Genomic DNA, 18,302 nt, shown 5'->3' on the forward strand with positions numbered 1-18,302 from the left:
ATGCTTAATCTCGTCTCCCTTCCAGAAATTCCCGCCGCTGCTTGGAAACGTCCTCTAGGCAAAGGTTGGGAAAAACCCTACAGCGTCCGCTATGCCAGCAATTTAGATGATGGTCCTTGGCATGGGATGCCTCTGGGGGGATTTGGGGCCGGTTGCATCGGACGTTCCCCCAAAGGTGACTTTAACCTCTGGCATCTGGACGGCGGTGAACACAGTTTTAATAGCCTTGCCGCCTGTCAATTTAGCATTTTTGAACAAACAGAAGACGGAAGCGCCCAAGCCTACGCTATGGCGACGGAAAGCCCGACGGATGGAACATTATCGCGCTGGTCGTGGTATCCAGCCGAAAAGGGAAGCTATGGGTCCCTTTATCCCCGCAGTTGGTACGAGTACAAAGATGTTTTTCAGACTCAATTAATTTGCGAACAATTCTCACCGGTTTGGGCGCATAATTATCAAGAAAGTAGTTATCCTATAGCCCTATTTGAATGGACGGCTCATAATCCCACCGATAAACCAATTACTATTAGTATTATGCTGACTTGGCAAAATACAATCGGTTGGTTTACTAACGCGATTAAATCCCCAGTGGTTAAAGTGAGAGATGATGGTAGTCCCGTCTATGAATATCAATCAAAATGGGGGGAAAGTGAGGGTAATTATAATCAATGGATTGTCGATAATTTCCGCGTTGGCTGTCTAATGCGTCGGGATTACGAAAACCCCGGGGAAGGGGATGGACAGATGGCGATTGCCACTATCACTAATCCGAGTCTAGAGGTATTTTATCTGGGTAAATGGAACCCTGCGGGCGATGGGGGCGAAGTTTGGGACTATTTCGCCATGAATGGCTCTTTACCGGATATTGAGGACGAAACCCCCGCCGAAAAAGGGGAACAAACGGCCACGGCCATGGCGATTCGTTTTACTATTCGTCCGGGGAAAACTCGCAAAATTCCCTTTATTTTAGCTTGGGATTTACCTGTCACCGAATTTGCCCAAGGAATTAACTATTATCGTCGTTATACGGACTTTTTCGGTCGCAATGGTCAAAATGCTTGGGCGATGGTACGCACGGCCTTAAAACACGGCGATACATGGCGAGAAAATATTATTAACTGGCAAAAACCGATCCTAGAACGCAGCGATCTGGCTGATTGGTTTAAAATGGCTTTATTTAACGAATTATACCTCCTAACTGACGGCGGGACTCTTTGGACAGCAGCCACGGAACAGGATCCCATCGGTCAATTTGGGGTCTTAGAATGTATTGATTATCGTTGGTATGAAAGTCTTGATGTGCGTCTCTATGGTTCCTTTGGGTTATTGATGTTATGGCCACGCTTAGAAAAGTCCGTCATGGAAGCTTTTGCCAGGGCAATTCCCAGCAGTGACGATACTCCTCGGATTATCGGTTATAACCAAGCTAGTGCCATTCGTAAGGCTAAAAATGCCACTCCCCACGATTTAGGCGCACCCAATGAACACCCTTGGCAAAAGAGCAATTACACCAGTTATCAAGATTGTAATCTCTGGAAAGATTTAGGCAGTGATTTTGTTTTATTAGTCTATCGGGATTATTTATTAACGGGGGCTAAAGATGAGGATTTTCTGCGGGAATGTTGGCCGTCAATTGTCCTGACTTTGCAATATTTAAAAACTTTTGACCTTGATAACGATGGGATTCCCGAAAATTCTGGCGCACCAGACCAAACCTTTGATGATTGGCGTTTACAGGGAATTAGTGCCTATTGTGGTGGCTTGTGGATAGCAGCCCTAGAAGCGGCGATTAAAATTGGGGCAATTCTTGGAGAAGATACGGCAATTTTTGCTGGTTGGTTACGGCAATCTCGCGCTATTTATCATCAGACTCTCTGGAATGGAGAATATTATAATTTAGATAGTGGCAGTGGTTCCGATGTGGTGATGACTGACCAATTATGCGGTCAATTTTATGCCCGTTTATTGAGTTTACCGGATGTGGTAGAAAATCAATACACGCAATCAGCTTTAAGTAAGATTTATCAGGCTTGTTTTCTCAAGTTTCATGGGGGAAAATTTGGGGCAGCAAATGGGTTAAAACCCGATGGTACTCCCGAAAATCCCGAGGCAACTCATCCCTTGGAAGTTTGGGTAGGAATTAATTTTGGGTTGGTGGCTTTTTTACTACAAATGGGAATGGAAAAGCAGGGATGGCAAATTACAGAAGCGGTGGTGAAACAAGTCTATGAAAATGGCTTACAATTTCGCACCCCGGAAGCAATAACATCGGTGGGAACTTTTCGTGCTTGTCATTATTTACGCGCCATGGCTATCTGGGCCATCTATGGGGTTTTGACGGAATTTCAGGGATAAATTTTCTTTTGGACTAACACTAGGTCGCCTTTCTATACTGTCTAATAAAGTTGCTTCATAAACTCCCGGTATTTGAATGGCTAGACTACCGATTGCTGCAACTACATCTTCAATTATACCGTTTTTCAGTCTGCTGAGGTACAAAAGTTATGGGTTTTAGGCACTCATGCAAGAGGCAAAATGCAAAAGGGAAGAAAAATAGGTGTACCTCACTAGCTTAGGAAACGCTATAAGTTGGCAGAAATTTTCTGTCTTAATAAAGTGATCACTAATTCCTGAAGCATTTGAGGAGAAATAATTGTAGATATTCATATTATAACCAAGCATCACGAAAATTAGGGTGCTGCTGAATTAAGATATAAACACTAATTTTGCACCTATCCACAAATTAGCCTAGTCCTAGGTTTTAAAAATTGCAAAAGAAGACAATTCATACTTAAAATCAGCAACGCCTAATTTTTTACAGTTTATTTTAAATAAATCAAGATATTTAACCCCGGAATCGTGCGCGAGAGAGTCCAGATAAGGAGAGTGATATAAAAGATGCCGATACCCCATTGATACCAAACTAAAAAGGAAATGATAGCGGGTAATTCTTGATCGCGAACTCGCCAATCGTTAAAGCCTAATTTTAGCAAATTATTGAGACTTAAATCGTAATAATTTAACCAATTCCAACGCTTTTGCCAAGGAATGGGAGTATAACGATCGCGAAAGAGGGGAAATTCAGGAACCACGGGTAAACGGGTGATTAATAAGCGTAATTGTCGCATACTGCCATCTTGCAGGAAATAGGAACTATCCATTAAATCGTGATAGCGTCCCCGACGATAAAGTTCGATAATTAAAATTAGGGGTAAGGGGACAAGAATTAGGGCAATAGCTGTTAAAGTTAGTAGGGGACGACTGGCAGATTGCAGAATATTAAACACACCGGAAAGGGTGAGAATAATATAGCTAGTTACCATACAAAAGATTTCATAACCATTAGGAATTACTGGTTTAGGAGTCAGACGACGCACGCGATCAATTAACCAAAATAAACAGCCAAAATAGGCAAAAATTATGATTCCTGTCCCGAAAACTAAACTAAAATTTGTACCATCTTGACTTAAGAGTAATAGCAAAGTAAGGAAAGAAGTATGCAGAAAATCAGCTACCCAAGTGAGGTTAATTAGGCGAATAACTGAGATATTATTCAGTTTTTGTTTTAACTGTTGTAATCGCAATTTTTCGGTTTTATATTCAATTTGATTGGCATCGGCAATTTGTTCTAGGGAGCGAAAATTACGAACTAAATTTCTTAAAACTGTCTCATTTCCTGCTAGGTTTGGTAAATAAATTGCTTGACCAATTACTCCTCTATCTCCCAGTATTTTCGCTTTATCGGAATCAAAAGCTAATCCTGATACACTCAAATAACTATTTTTAGTAAAAGTGGAATTACTAAAATCTACCTGATCTAAAAGTTTCACATCTTGAAAACTAACCACACCATTAAAATAACTAGACCGGAAAGCGCCTGATTTTTCAAAAGTGGCATTTCTAAAGGTTAATAAACTTAAAAATCTACTTTTAGAAAATAGCGGACGATCTCGCCATTGACTTTGGGAAAAATTGGCCTCTTTTTGCCAGAAAGTACGGGTAAAATCTGCGGGTTTATCGTATTTGGTTTGATCAAAATAAGCTTCGGCAGTAAAATGACTGCGATGGAAGTTAGTAATACTTTTAAAATGTGCGCTGCGAAATATGGCTTTATTTAAAAATTGACTTTGACTAAAATTTACATCTCCCATAAAATTGGCTTTGGTAAATTTTGCCACCCTAGCAAAACGCGATTCTAACCAATTACTTTCGCGACTAAATTTTGCTGCCATTGCTTCGACAATTTGCAGAAAAAAAGTCTTAGAAAAGTCCACCTCTCCCATAAATACGGTTCCCTGCAACTTCACCGGTCCACGAAATACTGTGACATTAAAAACTGGTTCATCGCTATCGAATAAAAAATTTTCGTCCTGCTGTAATAACTGTTCTTCCGTGGGGGATAATAAGGTAGCGAGAGCTACTTTTGTTAAAGGAGTCGGTAAACCGAGACGGGAAGCGATAAAGTTGCCTTGAATTAAGGAGTTACTAAAATCTAAACCTAGGGGTTGTTTAGCGCGATTAATTTGACCTTGAATCTGTTGATAAAATTGTTCTTGCAGTTCCTTATTTTCATCGCGGATATCGATAACTAAATTAGCTAAATCGATGGTAGTCATCCCTTCTTTAAGGACGGGTGCGCTTAAACGTTCCTGCAATAAAGTTACTGTTAAAGGAACCCTATCCACTACTGCCAAACTAGGGAGAGAATGTAAACAGAAAAACAGAAAAACAATGATTAGTAACCAGCAGCTTTTCAACAACGCACCCACGACAGTTATTTTCCTAAACAAGCTTGGATAGCCATTTCTAAATCCTCTTGGTTTAAATCGGTGATAACAAAGACTTCCTGAACACTTTTTCCTGTCCTAGCAATCAGCTTAAAACCACCACGAATCGGCACTGATATCCGCAATTGTAACCGAGGACAATGACCTTTTGAGCGAGAAAGTACCCCGGGGGTGACAGTGGTGATTCCTTGATAGGTAATTAACTTTTCTAATACCGCAATCAACCCCGGGATATGAGTAGAATGATTCCAAACTAAGCGACCATTATTCATAATTATGCGGCCTCTAGGGGAGCCATGGTTAATCCTTCCCGTCGCAATTGTTGGTGATAAAGTTCCGCTTGTTCTTGGGGACCTGTCCAGACAATTGCTTGTCCTTGGTAGTGAACTTGATTAGTTAATTCCCAAGCTCGATCGGTGGTCATATCCGGGATATATTTAATTAAACAATTGGCCACATGATCGAAGGTGTTAAAGTCATCGTTGAGAACAATAACTTTATAGTTGGGATAAGTCTTTTTGACAACTTGGGTGGACTTATCTAAGGTGGTACTAGGTGCGCTGGCCATAAAAGTTACAATAGGTCAAGGTTTTGGCGGTTAAATTCGAGCATTTTGACAACAATTAAGCGGCAAAAGCCACAGAATTATTCTTCAAAACTTGGTGATAGTAATTTAATAACTGTTTGGTGGCCGCTTGCCATGCCCATTTTTCCGCTTCTAGACGCGCATTTCGTCGTAATTCCTCTCTTTCTGCCTTGGCGGTTAGTAATCTTTGGGTGGCACTAATTAAACCTTTTTCATCCCTAGGATCGAAGAGATGACCATTAACTCCATCGGTGACAATATCGGGAATTCCCCCCGAATTTGCTGCCACTACCGGACAACCAGCAGCCATGGATTCTAAGAGTACCAAACCGAGGGTTTCTGTGCGTGAGGGAAACAGAAAAGCATCTGCGGAAGCAAAAGCGGAGGCTAATTCTAACCCCTGTAAATAACCGACAAAATGGGTATTTGTGTCGGCAAAATGACTTGTTAAAGCTTCCCGATGGGGACCATCTCCCACAATGGCAAATCTTGCTTCGGGAATCGCTTCTAATACTGGTTTAATGCGATCGATTTCTTTTTCGGCCGACACTCGACCAACGTATAATAAGAGAGGACTATCGGGGTTATTTTGGGATAATTTCAGTCTCATGGCCGGGGATTTTAAATGAGGTTGAAATAATTCCGTATCGACTCCCCTTTGCCAAAGCTCGACCTTTTCAATGCCACGACTAGATAATTCTTGCACCATAGCGGTGGAAGTGCAGAGATTTAAACTTGCTTGATTGTGGGCCAATTTTAATAATTCCCAGAGTAATCCTTCTAGGGACCCTAACCCATAGTGTTGTAGGTATTGGGGGAGATGGGTATGATAGGAAGCGACGAGGGGAATGTTCATAGTTTTGGCAAAATAAATGCCTCCCACCCCTAAAACAGCGGGGTTAACCACATGAATAATATCCGGTTTAAACCTCTCTAAAGCTTGACCGACTGAAGGCCGGGGGAAAGCCATTTTTAATTCCGGATATAGGGGTAAGGGAATCCCTGTAACTCCATGAATCTTAGCACCTTTGTACTCCTTTAAACCGCCATCGGGAGAGAAAACTAATACCTGATGACCTAATCTTTGTAGGTGTTCTACGGTATGTTTAAGACGGGTGACAATTCCATCGATTTTCGGTAAGAAAGTTTCTGTAAAAAGAGCAATTCGCATAGAGAAAACAAGGTTAAGTAATAATTAAGGGCAAGCTTTTTTTGAGATAGCTAGGAATAATTACTGAATTTCTCAAGGCAATTAACTCCCCAATTAATCATAGATCAGAAAGGCCAAAGGTTTTAATCACTCGATCGCTACCTTCGATAACCACCGTCGCTCGATAATTATCGCCGATTGCCGCTGTCCATAATTGCCATTCCCCCGCCACATTGTCTAATTTTAAGGGATTGAGGCCCACTTCCACTCGATCGAGTCCCCCGCTAATTCCCGTTCCCAGTGCCTTTAAATAAGCCTCTTTTGCCGTCCATAACTGAAAAAATAGCTTTTCCTTCTCCCCAGACTTTTCAACAAGCTCGTGTTCCCTAGCACAAAAAAACCTTTTTGTCAAGCTATTTAAATCGTTCATCCGGCGCATTTTCTCTAAATCTACCCCGATGCGAGCGGTTAAAGTCAAGCCACAGATTGCCATCTCCTCGGAATGGGAGAGATTAAACTGCAATTGGTAGTTAATACTCGGTTTTCCCCGTTCACTGTAGATAAACTCGATTTTTTCGGGACTTATCGCCAAATATGACCCTAAAATCTCCCGTAAACACCCCCTCGCCACCAAAAAACGCCGCTTGTGTTGGGGAAAATGGTAACGATTAGCTCTAATTATTTCATCTTCCGAGAGCAAAGAAGCCAGTTTTTCTAGTCTATCCCCAGAGGGATCGAGACTGATAAAATAGAGATGAACCTCATCGGTAGATATAAACATTAAACTCAGAAGCGATCAAATAATTAATTATCGGTAAATTTTACCGTAAAATGAGAATTGCCGACTCAAGAATTTATCCACCTTCTAACTCTTGACTTTGCAGCACACCTATGAACTTTTTTCATACTGAAGACCACCTCCAACAGTTCGGTACAGATATTTTAGAAACAACTTGGCGAGAATTTCCCCAATTAGCTCAAGAACAAATCGCCCTAACTTGGATAGTATATGATCCTCCCGTTATCGTCAACACGGGGGGAGCAATTTCTCACGAAGAATTCTGGAAATATTCCCCCCGCGGCTTTAGTTATCGCGGACAAGAAAGAACCTATCCCGCTAGTTTAGTGAAATTATTTTATCTAGTAGCAATTCATGAGTGGTTAGAGGGGGTAATGATTCCCGAAAGCAGCGAATTAAATCGCGCCATTCGTGACATGATTGTTGACTCTAGTAATGATGCTACCAGTTTAGTTGTAGATCTGCTCACGGGAACCACTAGCGGTCCGGAAATTGCCGCCGGTCCTTTTGAAACTTGGAAGCAACAACGCAACATAGTTAATCGTTATTTTCAATCCTTAAATTGGCCAGAATTAGCGACAATTAACGTTAATCAAAAAACTTGGTCTGATGGTTCCTATGGACGTGAACGCGCTTTTTTAGGGGAATTAATGGAGAATCGCAATATGTTAACTAGCAATGCAGTGGCGCGTTTAATTCATACTATTGTTGGGGGGATTGCGGTTTCTTCCCAACGTTCTCAAATGATGATGTCTTTACTAAAACGAAGTCTTAATGCTGCTGATTGGACAAGTCAAGGAGATGATACACAAATCTTAGGATTTCTGGGACAAGGATTACCAGAAAATAGTCAAATTTGGTCAAAAGCTGGTTGGACAAGTCAAGTACGTCACGATGCAGCCTATATTGAAATTCCCCATCATACCCCCTATCTTTTGGTGGTATTTACCGAGGGAAAAGATAACAGTCAAAATCGCTCAATTTTACCTTTTATTTCCCAGAAGGTAGCCGAGAAAATTATGCAGTTCAATTAATTAAAGCTGTGGGTAGGATAGTTTTCTCTGTCATTGTCAAAAGTGCTAGATAAACATCCTACTGCCATAGATATGTAAATTTACAGATGTGCATCTCAATATACAGATTTTCTGGGATAGATAGGGTTTGTTCTTGCAGCTGAAATACTCGATTAAGTTTAGTCTGTGCTTTACCTTGACGGGAAGGGCTGTCATCATTTAAACTAACAATAAGTTGTTTTTAAGTATTTCCTCAAATATGTGACTTTCAACCCTCACCATTGTCATAACGAAAGGGAAGTGGAGAGTAAATTAATTGTCCAGTATTTACTCCCCAAACTAGGCTACAATGCCGAACATTGGTATCAACAAGTTAGCTTCGGTAAAGTCCGCTTAGATTTCCTTGTTTCCGCTCAAAAACCTATCAACAAAAAGCAGTTTTTATCCTCTCACTGTCTAATTGTCGAGGCTAAAAATCCCAGAGAAAAGCTCACCAATCATCGTCACCGTTTAGGTTATTATCTCAACTACTTTAAAGTGCAGTGGGGATTATTAACCAATGGTGATGAGATTCAACTTTATCGAAGAAAACCCGATAAAATTTATTTAGTTTTTAGATGTTCTGGGTTAGAAATTGCCTCTCACTTAGAACAGTTAAAATCTCTGATTGGCTACGAGACCTTATCCCTGGGTATTCCACCGCTTAATTCTCCAACAATCAACCACAAAAATCCCATGAAAACCATCGCAATTTATCATCATAAAGGTGGTGTTGGTAAAACCACCGTCGCTACCAATCTAGCGGCAGCCTTGAGTAAAAAAGGCAAGCGAGTTTTATTAATTGATATTGATGCTCAAGCTAATAGTACTTTTGCCGTTGGTTTAATTAAGTTTCAATTCGATGATGACGATGATTTAAAAGATAAAAATGTCTTTCATTTGCTAGAAAAAAATGACTCTAATTTTATCCCAGATATCGTCAGAAAATCTCAAGGTTTTACTTATCCTGAGATTGATATAATTCCCTCTCACATTATCTTAATTAGTAAGCAAAGCGAATTAACTCAAAGAGGAGGAGCCTACATTAGACTAGCGAAAAAATTAGAAAGAGTGACGCAAGATTATGATATTGCAATTATCGATACTCCCCCATCCTTAGATTTATACGCTCAAGTATCTTTAATTGCAGCTGATTATCTGATAATTCCTTCTGATTTGAAACCTTTTTCTAATCAAGGAATACAAGGAGTCAAGAAGCTTATCGATGAAGATATTAATGATCTTCGTGAAAACTTAGGCAAAAAAAACTTAGAGATTTTAGGTGTTTTACCTTCCAAAATTTCTACCCATGCTCAATACTTAAAATATAATTTCCCCAAACAAAAACAAGTGATTCCAGACAAGTATGGTTTACCCTTGATGGAATCAATTATCTCGGAAAGAATGCCTTTATCTCGCTGTATAAATCAATACGTTACTGTGGGAGATTTAGAAATTCCTGCCCCCCAATCTATAATGGATTATGCCGAACATCAAGCTGATGCAGGAGTGTCAGCAGCAGAATTTGAAGCCTTAGCACTGGAAGTTTTAGCTAAAATAGGAGTTAAATAAATGTGGAAATTTTTACGAATTGATTTAGATAATATCAGTTCTTCTGAAGCTCTCTCAAGCTTCGAGCAAAATAAATTGGAAAACCTAGCTAATCTTATTATTGATATGGGAGGAATAGTCTGTCCAATTACTTTAAAACAAACAGGATTTGAACAGTACGAAATTCTTAATGGTAATTTAGAATACTATGCTTCTAGAATAGCCAGAGAAAGAAATTCTAGTATTGAGACTATTAGTTCTATCGTAATAAATCATGAATACGAAGATAATGCCAAGCAACAAATCCAATTACTTCGCCCTGAACTAAATGCTCCAAAGCCAGATATTGACAACCATCCAGATATTGAGAAGTGTTTGAGTGAATTCAGATTAAGCATAACAAATGAATTACAGGCTATGCGAGAAGAAATCAAAAGACTGGAAGAAAAAATTATTATTTCTCCTCCTCCTCCTGCTTCTCCTCCTCCTTCTCCTCCTGCTTCTCCTCCTCCTTATCCTCCTTCTAAGTCGATTTTAGAGCTTTTGAATAGCTGTGATGCTAATCAACTTAAAAAAGCGGGAATAAATAGAACAGTTACTGCAAATTTTCTAAAGGAGAAGCCCTTTATTTCTCTTAATGATATCACTGATCGAGTAGATAAAATGGGAGAAAAAACTTTGATCAAATTAATGGATTATTTGCTGACTTCTAATTGATTTTTGTGGGTGTGTTGAGATGCTTTAACACACCCTACCGATGGGTGTTATAATAATGGAAGATCAGTAAAAAAGCCTGATCCGATAGCGGGCAAAGATTAACTAGAAGACGGGTGAAAAGAGAAAACTTATGACAACTACCCCAGTAATAGCTGCTTCTTTAACAATTCCTCCCCTAGAAAACGGCGATAAATTAACTCGATGGGAATTTGAACGACGTTATCAAGGGATGCCCCATCTCAAAAAAGCAGAATTAATTGAAGGAATTGTTTATATGGCATCTCCCTTAAGAATTACCCAACATGGTGAACCCCACGCGCACATTATGTTATGGTTGGGTTTTTATAAAGCTTTTACCCCCTATCTGCAATTAGGGGATAATTGTACCGTGAGATTAGATATTGATAACGAACCCCAACCGGATGCCCTATTAAGAATTGACAAGGGAGGACAATCGACAATTAGTCAAGATGATTATGTAGAAGGAGCGCCGGAATTAATTGTCGAAATTGCCGCGTCTAGTGCTTCCTACGATGTTCATCAAAAATTAAATGTTTACCGTCGCAATCAAGTCCAAGAATATCTAGTCTGGCGGTTTTATGAACAAGAATTTGATTGGTTTCGGCTACAGGCAGGAGAATATATTAAACTAGAACCCGATAGTGAGGGCATAATGCGCTCCCAAATCTTCCCCGGTTTATGGCTAGATAAAAACGCTTTATTAATGGGCGACTTAGGAAAAGTTTTATTGATTTTGCAGCGGGGTTTAGAAACAGCAGAACATCGAGATTTTGTCAATAAACTAACTGCCAATTACAGCTAGATTGTAAAATTAGACAATTATTCTTGATCCACTGTCCTATAATTACAGAAAGAGTATTTTTGACTTGAATTTGTTCTTAACTGTACCCCAATAATCTCGCCCCTGATAATCTTCTCATCACCTTACTTTATGTCAAATCTAATCCTTTTCTGGCATCGTCGCGATTTACGTCTCTCGGATAATATTGGACTGAGTAAAGCTAGGGAGCGCAGTCCGAAAATTATCGGGGTTTTCTGCCTCGATCCTGCTATTTTAGAGAGGGATGATATCGCCCCTGCTAGAGTTGCCTATCTCCTCGGTTGTCTAGAGGAATTAGAAAAAAATTATCGCCAAAAAGGTAGTCAATTACTGATTATTCGCGGCAACCCCAGTCAAACACTCGTCAATTTAGCTGGCAATTTATCGGCAAAAGCAGTTTTTTTTAACCTCGATATCGAACCCTACGCGCGTCAACGGGATCAACAGGTAATCGCCGCTTTACAAACAAAAGGAATTGAAGTAGAAACCTTCTGGGATCAACTGCTCCATGCCCCCGGACAAGTCCTCACCCTCTCAAAAAGTCCCTACACCGTATATACTCCTTTTTGGAAAAATTGGAGCCAATTAACCAAAGCCAGCCCCACAACCCTAGAAAACCTGCAAGGATTAGACGAAAATGAGGGGGAGAAACTCACAGAAACTATTAACTTACCAACCCTAGAAAATTTAGGTTTTACTTGGCAAAACCCCTTACCCCTCACCCCCGGAGAAAAGGCTGCCCATAGCAGATTAGAAGAATTTTGTCAAGGGGTTATTAACAATTATCAAGAAGATCGTAACTTCCCCGCTTTCGATGGGACCTCGCGCTTGAGTGCCGCTTTAAAATTTGGGGCGATTGGCATTCGCACAATTTGGACGGCAACCCTAGAGTTATTAGAAAATTGCCGCGCCGAGGAAGCAAAAGATAGTATTATCACTTGGCAGCAAGAGTTAGCTTGGCGGGAATTTTACCAGCATTGTCTCTATTTTTTCCCAGAATTGGCGGTCGGTGCTTATAGAAAAGAATTTCGTCATTTTCCTTGGCAGGATAACGAAGAACATTTTCAAGCTTGGTGCCAGGGAAAAACCGGCTATCCGATCGTTGACGCGGCCATGCGACAATTAAATGAAACGGGATGGATGCACAATCGTTGTCGCATGATCGTGGCGAGTTTTTTAACCAAAGATTTAATTATTAACTGGCAAAAAGGCGAAAAATACTTCATGCAGAAACTTTTTGATGGCGATTTAGCCGCTAATAATGGTGGTTGGCAGTGGAGTGCCTCTAGTGGTATGGATCCGAAACCTTTAAGAATTTTTAATCCCGCTAGTCAGACACAAAAATTCGATCCGGAAGGGGAATATATTCGTCAGTGGTTGCCAGAATTAGCCTCCGTAGATACGGAATATTTAGTAACTGGGAAAATCCCCCGTTTAGAAAGACATCGTTGTGGTTATCCTGAGCCAATTGTCGATCATAATCAACAACAAAAAGAATTCAAACGACTCTATAGTAATCAGAAGCCAAAACAATAAAACTAGCTACTTTTGACTGGCTTTAATCCGGTTCCAAACATCCTCTAAACTTAGATATAACACAGGCACAACAATTAAACTCAACAGGGAAGAAGTGACTAAACCTCCCACAATTACCATCGCCATGGGTTGCCGCAATTCCGCACCGGTACCCAATCCCAAAGCGATCGGAATCATGCCTAAAATTGTCGAACAAGTGGTCATTAAAATCGGTCTTAACCTAATCATTCCCGTTTCTAAAACCGCTTCCTCCCGACTCCAACCCTGTTGACGCAATTGGTTAGTATAATCCAGCAATAACACAGCGTTTTTATCCAGTAATCCCAAGAGGAAGATAAACCCGATCAAAGAAATCATACTAAACTCACTACCCGTTACCAATAACCCCAACATTGCCCCCACAATCGCTAAAGGTAAACATAAAGCGATGACGATAGTTTCTAACAGTCTTCTGAATAATAACCATAAAACTCCTAACATTAAAATTGTCGCCAGGATTAAAGTGCGACCAAAACTGCCCAAAACATCGCTACTTTGAGAAGAAGTACCCCAACGCTGTAAAGTTATCCCTTCCGGTAAAGGAATCCCTTCAATTTTAATCGCCGCATCTTCTAATCCTAAATCTGGACTGAGATTAGCACTGAGAAAAATCGCCTGTTGACCATTTAAACGCTCGATCGCCAAAAAATCCCCCCGCTCATTTAATCTAGATGATAGGGAAATATCCTTTAAACCAGCGATTTTAGCGGCCTCAACCCGCAATTTCTCGGCACTATCGCGCAATAGCTGCCAATTATCGCTTTTAATCGCAATTTGGATCGGCTTTTCCGCTTCCGTCTGCACAAAAGGAATGTCCTCGACACTGACATTCACCCCTCTAATTGTCGGTAAAATTTGCCGAATCCGTTGCTGCACGGCGCTGGTGTGAGATTTACGATCGCCCTTCAGTTTAACGTGAATTTTGCCACGATTCGGCTCACCGCGTAAACCGGCGATCATAAAAGTCGATTCCACTTCCCCATCCTGCAAAATCGGCGCTTCTAATTTGCTGCCATCGCGGATAGTGCGACGCAAAAGAAAACTTTCGGGAGAACTCGCTAACTGGGAAATCCAAGCGAAACTATCGCTAGAACTCTTAGCCGTCGGTTTATTAGGGCTAATTTGCGTTATTTTCGGCAAAGGAGAAGTATAAACCAGATTAAACTCGCCGCGATCGAGTCGGGGAATAAATCCCCTAGAAATAAAAGGAATCAGGGCAATACCCGCAAAAAAGGTAATTAGGGCAATAGCAATGACCAGCAAACGATGACGCAATGACCAGTTTAAGAGCCGTCGATAGGCGTTTTCAATCGGTCGCTTTTGTTTCGTCGTTTTTGCCCGTGACTGCGGTTTCAGCCAATATACTGCCAAAACTGGCGATAAAGTTCTGGCGATCAACAGAGAAAAAATCACCGCAGCCGAGACAGTTAAACCGAAGGGTTGGAAAAACTGTCCCACCGCACCCCCCATAAAAGCGACGGGTATAAACACGGCAACAATGGTTAAAGTGGAGGCGGTGACAGCTAATCCGATCTCCCTTGTCCCCTTGAGTGCCGCATTTTTCGGGGTTTCCCCCGCGTCGATTAAACGGGAAATATTTTCTACATCCACGATCGCATCATCCACGACAATGCCAATCACCAAAGCGAGAGCCAGCAGTGTCAGGGTTTCCAGATTAAACCCATAGATGGCCATGATAATGAAAGTCCCCAAAAGAGATAGGGGGATAACCAGAGCAGAAATGATTGTAGCGGCGAAACTGCCTAAAAATATCCAGATCACCAGCACCGACAGCAAAACTGCCAAGAGTAAATCATCGATCGTGCCTTGTAGGGCGGCGCGAATATATTCCGCTTGGGTTTCAGCTAAAATTATCTTGACATCGGGCAGTTTTTGTGCTATGTCTTTAACCAGTTTTTCTGCTTGAGCAACGAGATCGAGACTATTAGCCGCACCTTTTTTGATTACCTGCACTGCGATCGCTTCTTGACCATTAAAGCGCACCAGCGTGGGTAATGGTCGGGTTAAGCTTTTATGGGGATTATCCTCCCTAACTGTACCTTGACCGAGTAAATTAACTTTAGCCGTACCGGGGAGAGCTTTTAAGGGCGGAATTAAATTATCTTGGGCGATTTGGCTTAATTCTTCTAGATTTTTCTGCTCACTCACCAGCGCATAGGTGACCGTTGCCGACTCATTTAAATCAACGGGGATAACTTCTGTGGTAGCTTGAGGGGGTAAAGGGACTTGCGAGATAGTCTGTTTAACTGCTGCAGTGGCCTTGTCTAAATTTGTGCCAATTTTAAAGAAAACGCTGATTACTGACTGTCCGGGGGCAGTAGTCGAGGAAACATCGCGACAACCGGGGAGAGAGAAAAGGGGATTTTCTAGGGGTTTAGTTAATTGCTGTTCCGTGGTGATAGCAGTAGCTAAATCCGCTTGAGCGTTAATTATTACGACTGGAAAGCTGATATCGGGGAAAAGAGCGTATTTTAGGGAACTAAAAGCTAAAATTCCCGCCATGGCCACCGCTAACCAGAAAGCAATGGTTAACCTCGGGGCATTAATCGCTATTCGAGAGATATTCAGACGTTCTCGCCACGATTCTTTCATGTTTGTTGAATAAGTGGGGTATGGGGTGTGGGGTGTAGGGTGTGGGGTGTGGGGTGTTTTCTCAGTGAACTGATAACTGATAACTGATAACTGATAACTGATAACTGACTCCTAACCCAATGGTAGATGTTGGATTTTTGCCGGAGTTCTATTTTCCGACAAAGATAAGCAAAAATTATTTATTGACTCCAAAAACTTGAGAATATTTAAATTAACATTCCGCAATATTTATAAATTCTTAAGAATTAATTGAGAAAGATTTTTATTTAACAACGATGTTATCATGGTTACAGCGATTTTACTGAATTTCATAGTGGGTTATTCTGTGCTTTTTTGGCCAGGAATGGTTGAAACCCTTGCCACACCTAGAAGGTGATCCTAATTAAGACGGGTAAATCAGTCATTTTTACCCACAACGATGATCTTTTTTTTATGTAGTTTTATTGCAAAAAAAAAGTTTTTTTGACAAAAAGCACAAAGTATGATATAAACCCAACGTATTTCTGGCTGCGAGTAATTATTGTAGAGGGGGGAGAAGGGAGAGGGGAGAAAAAAGCTGATTACTGATCACTGCTTCCTATCCCTGCTATTCATACAAAATCTCATCAAAACAAGCTTCTCCCACACTCGATAAAGTCCTAGCGGCAGCCTTATCGGTTTTCGACTTCTGCACGAGGGTGCGGAATTGCTGTAGATTGTAACGAGCCTGGAATTTTTTAATCGTGCAGTCGCATAGGTCTTTTGCCACATCAGCAGCTAATCCCTCCCCGCGCGCTCTTTGTAAACATTCTTGACGATAACTGTCGAAAGTCGTGGCAGTATTAGAACTTTGGCTAAGGTAAACAGTATTATTAGCCTGTACTGGCAAGCATAAAGCCAATAAACCGATAAAAGTTAGTAAATATCTTGGATTTATGATCATAATCGCTTTTTTAAGCCTAAAATCCCCCACTAGATTAGAGAACCGCTCCATAAATTATAGATCGATCGCTCAACTCTTGGGTTCCACTCTTGGCAAACTGCCAACTGTTATGCTAGGATAAGTAGTGCTTGATCGGCGCCATCGCCAAGTGGTAAGGCAGAGGTCTGCAAAACCTTTACCCCCAGTTCGAATCTGGGTGGCGCCTTAGAAAATATCGGCATCTTTCTTTTATTGCCTTGTCTAATTGACATCCTCGCCGCCGTAAAACGGACGGCGATTCCCAAACCTCACGATTTGGGTTTCTGCTTCTTTCCCGAAGGATTTTTCGCACCTGCCTTAACAGATTTACTCTGTTCTGGTCTTATGGTCGCTCTACAGACTGACACCGCAAGCCCTGCGGCCAAAATATTTTTACTTGCGTTAACATCTCGGTCATGGTGTGTTCCACAGTCTGGACAGTCCCATTCTCGAACATTTAACGGCATTTTCTCAGCAATATACCCGCAATTGCTACACCTTTTAGAGCTAGGAAACCATCTATCTATTTCGATGTAATTTCTCCCATACCAACGGCATTTATAGGCTAATTGTCGAGTGATTTCTCCCCAACTAACGTCAGATATTGCCTGAGATAATTTCGGGTTTTTGACCATATTCTTGACGGCTAAATTCTCAACCACAATCGTTTGATTTTCACGAACTAATTGAGTGGTTAGCTTGTGTAAATGGTCTTTTCTACTATCGGTGATTTGAGCGTGAATTTTGGCTACTTTAATTTTTGCCTTTTCTCGATTTTTTGAGCCTTTCTGTTTTCTAGAAAGATTTTTTTGCGCTTTTCGCAGTCTCCGATAATGCTTTTTAAAGTGCTTAGGATTAGATACTTTATCGCCGTCGCTGGTAATGACAAGGCTACTAATTCCTAAGTCAATTCCAATGGCTTTATCTGTTACTGGTAATGGCTTAATTGTTGGGTCATCAAATCTAATTGATATATGCCAACGTCCAGAAGGATGTAATCTGACTGTTACTGTGCTTGGTTCACAGCTTTCTGGTATTTGTCTTGACCATCGAATAGGTAAAGGTTCTGTGCATTTAGCTAAATAGATTTGTCTGTCTTTAAATTTAAAAGCAGATTTGGTAAATTCGGCACTTCCTCCTTGATGTTTTTTCTTAAAGTTAGGATACTTATTACGACAAGCAAAGAAGTTAGTAAAAGCTGTTTGTAAATGTCTTAACCCTTGTTGTAAGGGTACACAGCTTACTTCATTGAGAAAGTTTAATTCTTCTTGCTTTTTCCAATCAGTTAGCATTGAAGAAGTTTGAGCGTAGCCTACTCTTTCTTGCTTTTCGTACCATGCTTGTGTTCGTTCGTGGAGAGCTTTGTTGTAAACTAATCTTACACAGCCCAAAGTGCGCCGCAATAGCGACTCTTGTTTTGGTGTGGGGTAAAATCGAAACGAATAGGCTTTTTCCATACCTCACATTTTAGCATATATTTCGTAAACGATGCTCATATTTAACAGTAAAGCCGTCGTAGAACGACGGGGTTTCAGACCCAAATTTTCGATGAAGGTTTAACAAGGTTTTACCTATAATGTCGGCTTGAAGGAACTCTCGGTTTCACCTCGGAGATGAAAGGTTCCGCCAGCATAGAACAGCGAAGCACGACAGTGTCAACTGATAGGCTGCCACTAGATAGCGAAGCTGTT

Annotated in this window: 14 protein-coding genes and 1 tRNA gene; 7 read left to right on the forward strand and 8 right to left on the reverse strand. The window is 41.0% G+C overall.

Annotated features, from left to right (window positions below; genetic code table 11):
* Positions 1-2,355, forward strand: a complete 2,355-nt coding sequence (locus N0824_RS10860) for a GH116 family glycosyl hydrolase (protein WP_108936775.1) — start codon at positions 1-3, stop codon at positions 2,353-2,355.
* Positions 2,356-2,822: 467 nt separating this feature from the next.
* Here the strand turns inward: N0824_RS10860 and N0824_RS10865 are convergent, their stop codons facing one another.
* The 5 genes from N0824_RS10865 to N0824_RS10885 form a co-directional block, all read right to left on the reverse strand.
* Positions 2,823-4,769, reverse strand: a complete 1,947-nt coding sequence (locus N0824_RS10865; RefSeq protein WP_108936776.1) for a pentapeptide repeat-containing protein — start codon at positions 4,767-4,769, stop codon at positions 2,823-2,825.
* 5 nt (positions 4,770-4,774) lie between these two features.
* Positions 4,775-5,059 (reverse strand): DUF2103 domain-containing protein, encoded by a 285-nt coding sequence (locus tag N0824_RS10870; RefSeq protein ID WP_002732155.1) that lies wholly within the window; start codon positions 5,057-5,059, stop codon positions 4,775-4,777.
* Positions 5,060-5,061: 2 nt separating this feature from the next.
* Complete coding sequence (clpS, locus tag N0824_RS10875) at positions 5,062-5,355, reverse strand: ATP-dependent Clp protease adapter ClpS (RefSeq protein ID WP_002765336.1); 294 nt, start codon at positions 5,353-5,355, stop codon at positions 5,062-5,064.
* Positions 5,356-5,410: 55 nt separating this feature from the next.
* Positions 5,411-6,544, reverse strand: coding sequence for a glycosyltransferase family 1 protein (locus N0824_RS10880; protein ID WP_002752604.1), 1,134 nt, complete (start codon positions 6,542-6,544; stop codon positions 5,411-5,413).
* A gap of 97 nt (positions 6,545-6,641) precedes the next feature.
* The gene (locus N0824_RS10885; protein ID WP_108936777.1) at positions 6,642-7,304 is read right to left on the reverse strand and encodes a 4'-phosphopantetheinyl transferase superfamily protein; all 663 of its coding nucleotides are present in this window, start codon (positions 7,302-7,304) and stop codon (positions 6,642-6,644) included.
* A 110-nt stretch (positions 7,305-7,414) separates the two neighbouring features.
* Between N0824_RS10885 and N0824_RS10890 the strand changes: the two genes are divergently transcribed.
* The 5 genes from N0824_RS10890 (at position 7,415) to N0824_RS10905 (ending at position 13,019) form a co-directional block, all read left to right on the forward strand.
* Entirely contained in the window at positions 7,415-8,356 is a 942-nt protein-coding gene (locus N0824_RS10890) for a serine hydrolase (protein ID WP_108936778.1), read from the forward strand.
* Positions 8,357-8,596: 240 nt separating this feature from the next.
* Positions 8,597-9,946, forward strand: a complete 1,350-nt coding sequence (locus N0824_RS10895; RefSeq protein ID WP_108936779.1) for an AAA family ATPase — start codon at positions 8,597-8,599, stop codon at positions 9,944-9,946.
* Positions 9,947-10,642, forward strand: a complete 696-nt coding sequence (locus tag N0824_RS20710) for a chromosome partitioning protein ParB (RefSeq protein WP_158269548.1) — start codon at positions 9,947-9,949, stop codon at positions 10,640-10,642.
* Between the two features lie 130 nt (positions 10,643-10,772).
* Positions 10,773-11,465, forward strand: a complete 693-nt coding sequence (locus tag N0824_RS10900) for a Uma2 family endonuclease (protein ID WP_199224905.1) — start codon at positions 10,773-10,775, stop codon at positions 11,463-11,465.
* Between the two features lie 129 nt (positions 11,466-11,594).
* The gene (locus N0824_RS10905; protein WP_108936780.1) at positions 11,595-13,019 is read left to right on the forward strand and encodes an FAD-binding domain-containing protein; all 1,425 of its coding nucleotides are present in this window, start codon (positions 11,595-11,597) and stop codon (positions 13,017-13,019) included.
* Between the two features lie 6 nt (positions 13,020-13,025).
* Here N0824_RS10905 and N0824_RS10910 read toward each other — a convergent pair whose 3' ends face one another.
* Positions 13,026-15,671 (reverse strand): efflux RND transporter permease subunit, encoded by a 2,646-nt coding sequence (locus N0824_RS10910; RefSeq protein WP_108936781.1) that lies wholly within the window; start codon positions 15,669-15,671, stop codon positions 13,026-13,028.
* Positions 15,672-16,257: 586 nt separating this feature from the next.
* Entirely contained in the window at positions 16,258-16,593 is a 336-nt protein-coding gene (locus N0824_RS10915; RefSeq protein ID WP_108936864.1) for a hypothetical protein, read from the reverse strand.
* Between the two features lie 134 nt (positions 16,594-16,727).
* Between N0824_RS10915 and N0824_RS10920 the strand changes: the two genes are divergently transcribed.
* Positions 16,728-16,798, forward strand: a tRNA-Cys gene (locus N0824_RS10920).
* A gap of 82 nt (positions 16,799-16,880) precedes the next feature.
* Here N0824_RS10920 and N0824_RS10925 read toward each other — a convergent pair.
* Complete coding sequence (locus N0824_RS10925) at positions 16,881-18,068, reverse strand: RNA-guided endonuclease TnpB family protein (protein WP_108936782.1); 1,188 nt, start codon at positions 18,066-18,068, stop codon at positions 16,881-16,883.
* Positions 18,069-18,302 lie beyond the last annotated feature (234 nt).

This window comes from Microcystis sp. 0824 (genome assembly GCF_003112475.1).
Classification (GTDB): domain Bacteria; phylum Cyanobacteriota; class Cyanobacteriia; order Cyanobacteriales; family Microcystaceae; genus Microcystis; species Microcystis aeruginosa_C.

Bases quoted from the DNA above. Each gene is read 5' to 3' on its own strand.
- N0824_RS10900 (WP_199224905.1), top strand. From the start codon at position 10,773: ATGACAACTACCCCAGTAATAGCTGCTTCTTTAACAATTCCTCCCCTA.
- N0824_RS10885 (WP_108936777.1), bottom strand. From the start codon at position 7,304: ATGTTTATATCTACCGATGAGGTTCATCTCTATTTTATCAGTCTCGAT.
- N0824_RS10870 (WP_002732155.1), bottom strand. From the start codon at position 5,059: ATGAATAATGGTCGCTTAGTTTGGAATCATTCTACTCATATCCCGGGG.
- N0824_RS10905 (WP_108936780.1), top strand. From the start codon at position 11,595: ATGTCAAATCTAATCCTTTTCTGGCATCGTCGCGATTTACGTCTCTCG.
- N0824_RS20710 (WP_158269548.1), top strand. From the start codon at position 9,947: ATGTGGAAATTTTTACGAATTGATTTAGATAATATCAGTTCTTCTGAA.
- N0824_RS10915 (WP_108936864.1), bottom strand. From the start codon at position 16,593: ATGATCATAAATCCAAGATATTTACTAACTTTTATCGGTTTATTGGCT.
- clpS (WP_002765336.1), bottom strand. From the start codon at position 5,355: ATGGCCAGCGCACCTAGTACCACCTTAGATAAGTCCACCCAAGTTGTC.
- N0824_RS10890 (WP_108936778.1), top strand. From the start codon at position 7,415: ATGAACTTTTTTCATACTGAAGACCACCTCCAACAGTTCGGTACAGAT.
- N0824_RS10880 (WP_002752604.1), bottom strand. From the start codon at position 6,544: ATGCGAATTGCTCTTTTTACAGAAACTTTCTTACCGAAAATCGATGGA.
- N0824_RS10925 (WP_108936782.1), bottom strand. From the start codon at position 18,068: ATGGAAAAAGCCTATTCGTTTCGATTTTACCCCACACCAAAACAAGAG.
- N0824_RS10910 (WP_108936781.1), bottom strand. From the start codon at position 15,671: ATGAAAGAATCGTGGCGAGAACGTCTGAATATCTCTCGAATAGCGATT.
- N0824_RS10860 (WP_108936775.1), top strand. From the start codon at position 1: ATGCTTAATCTCGTCTCCCTTCCAGAAATTCCCGCCGCTGCTTGGAAA.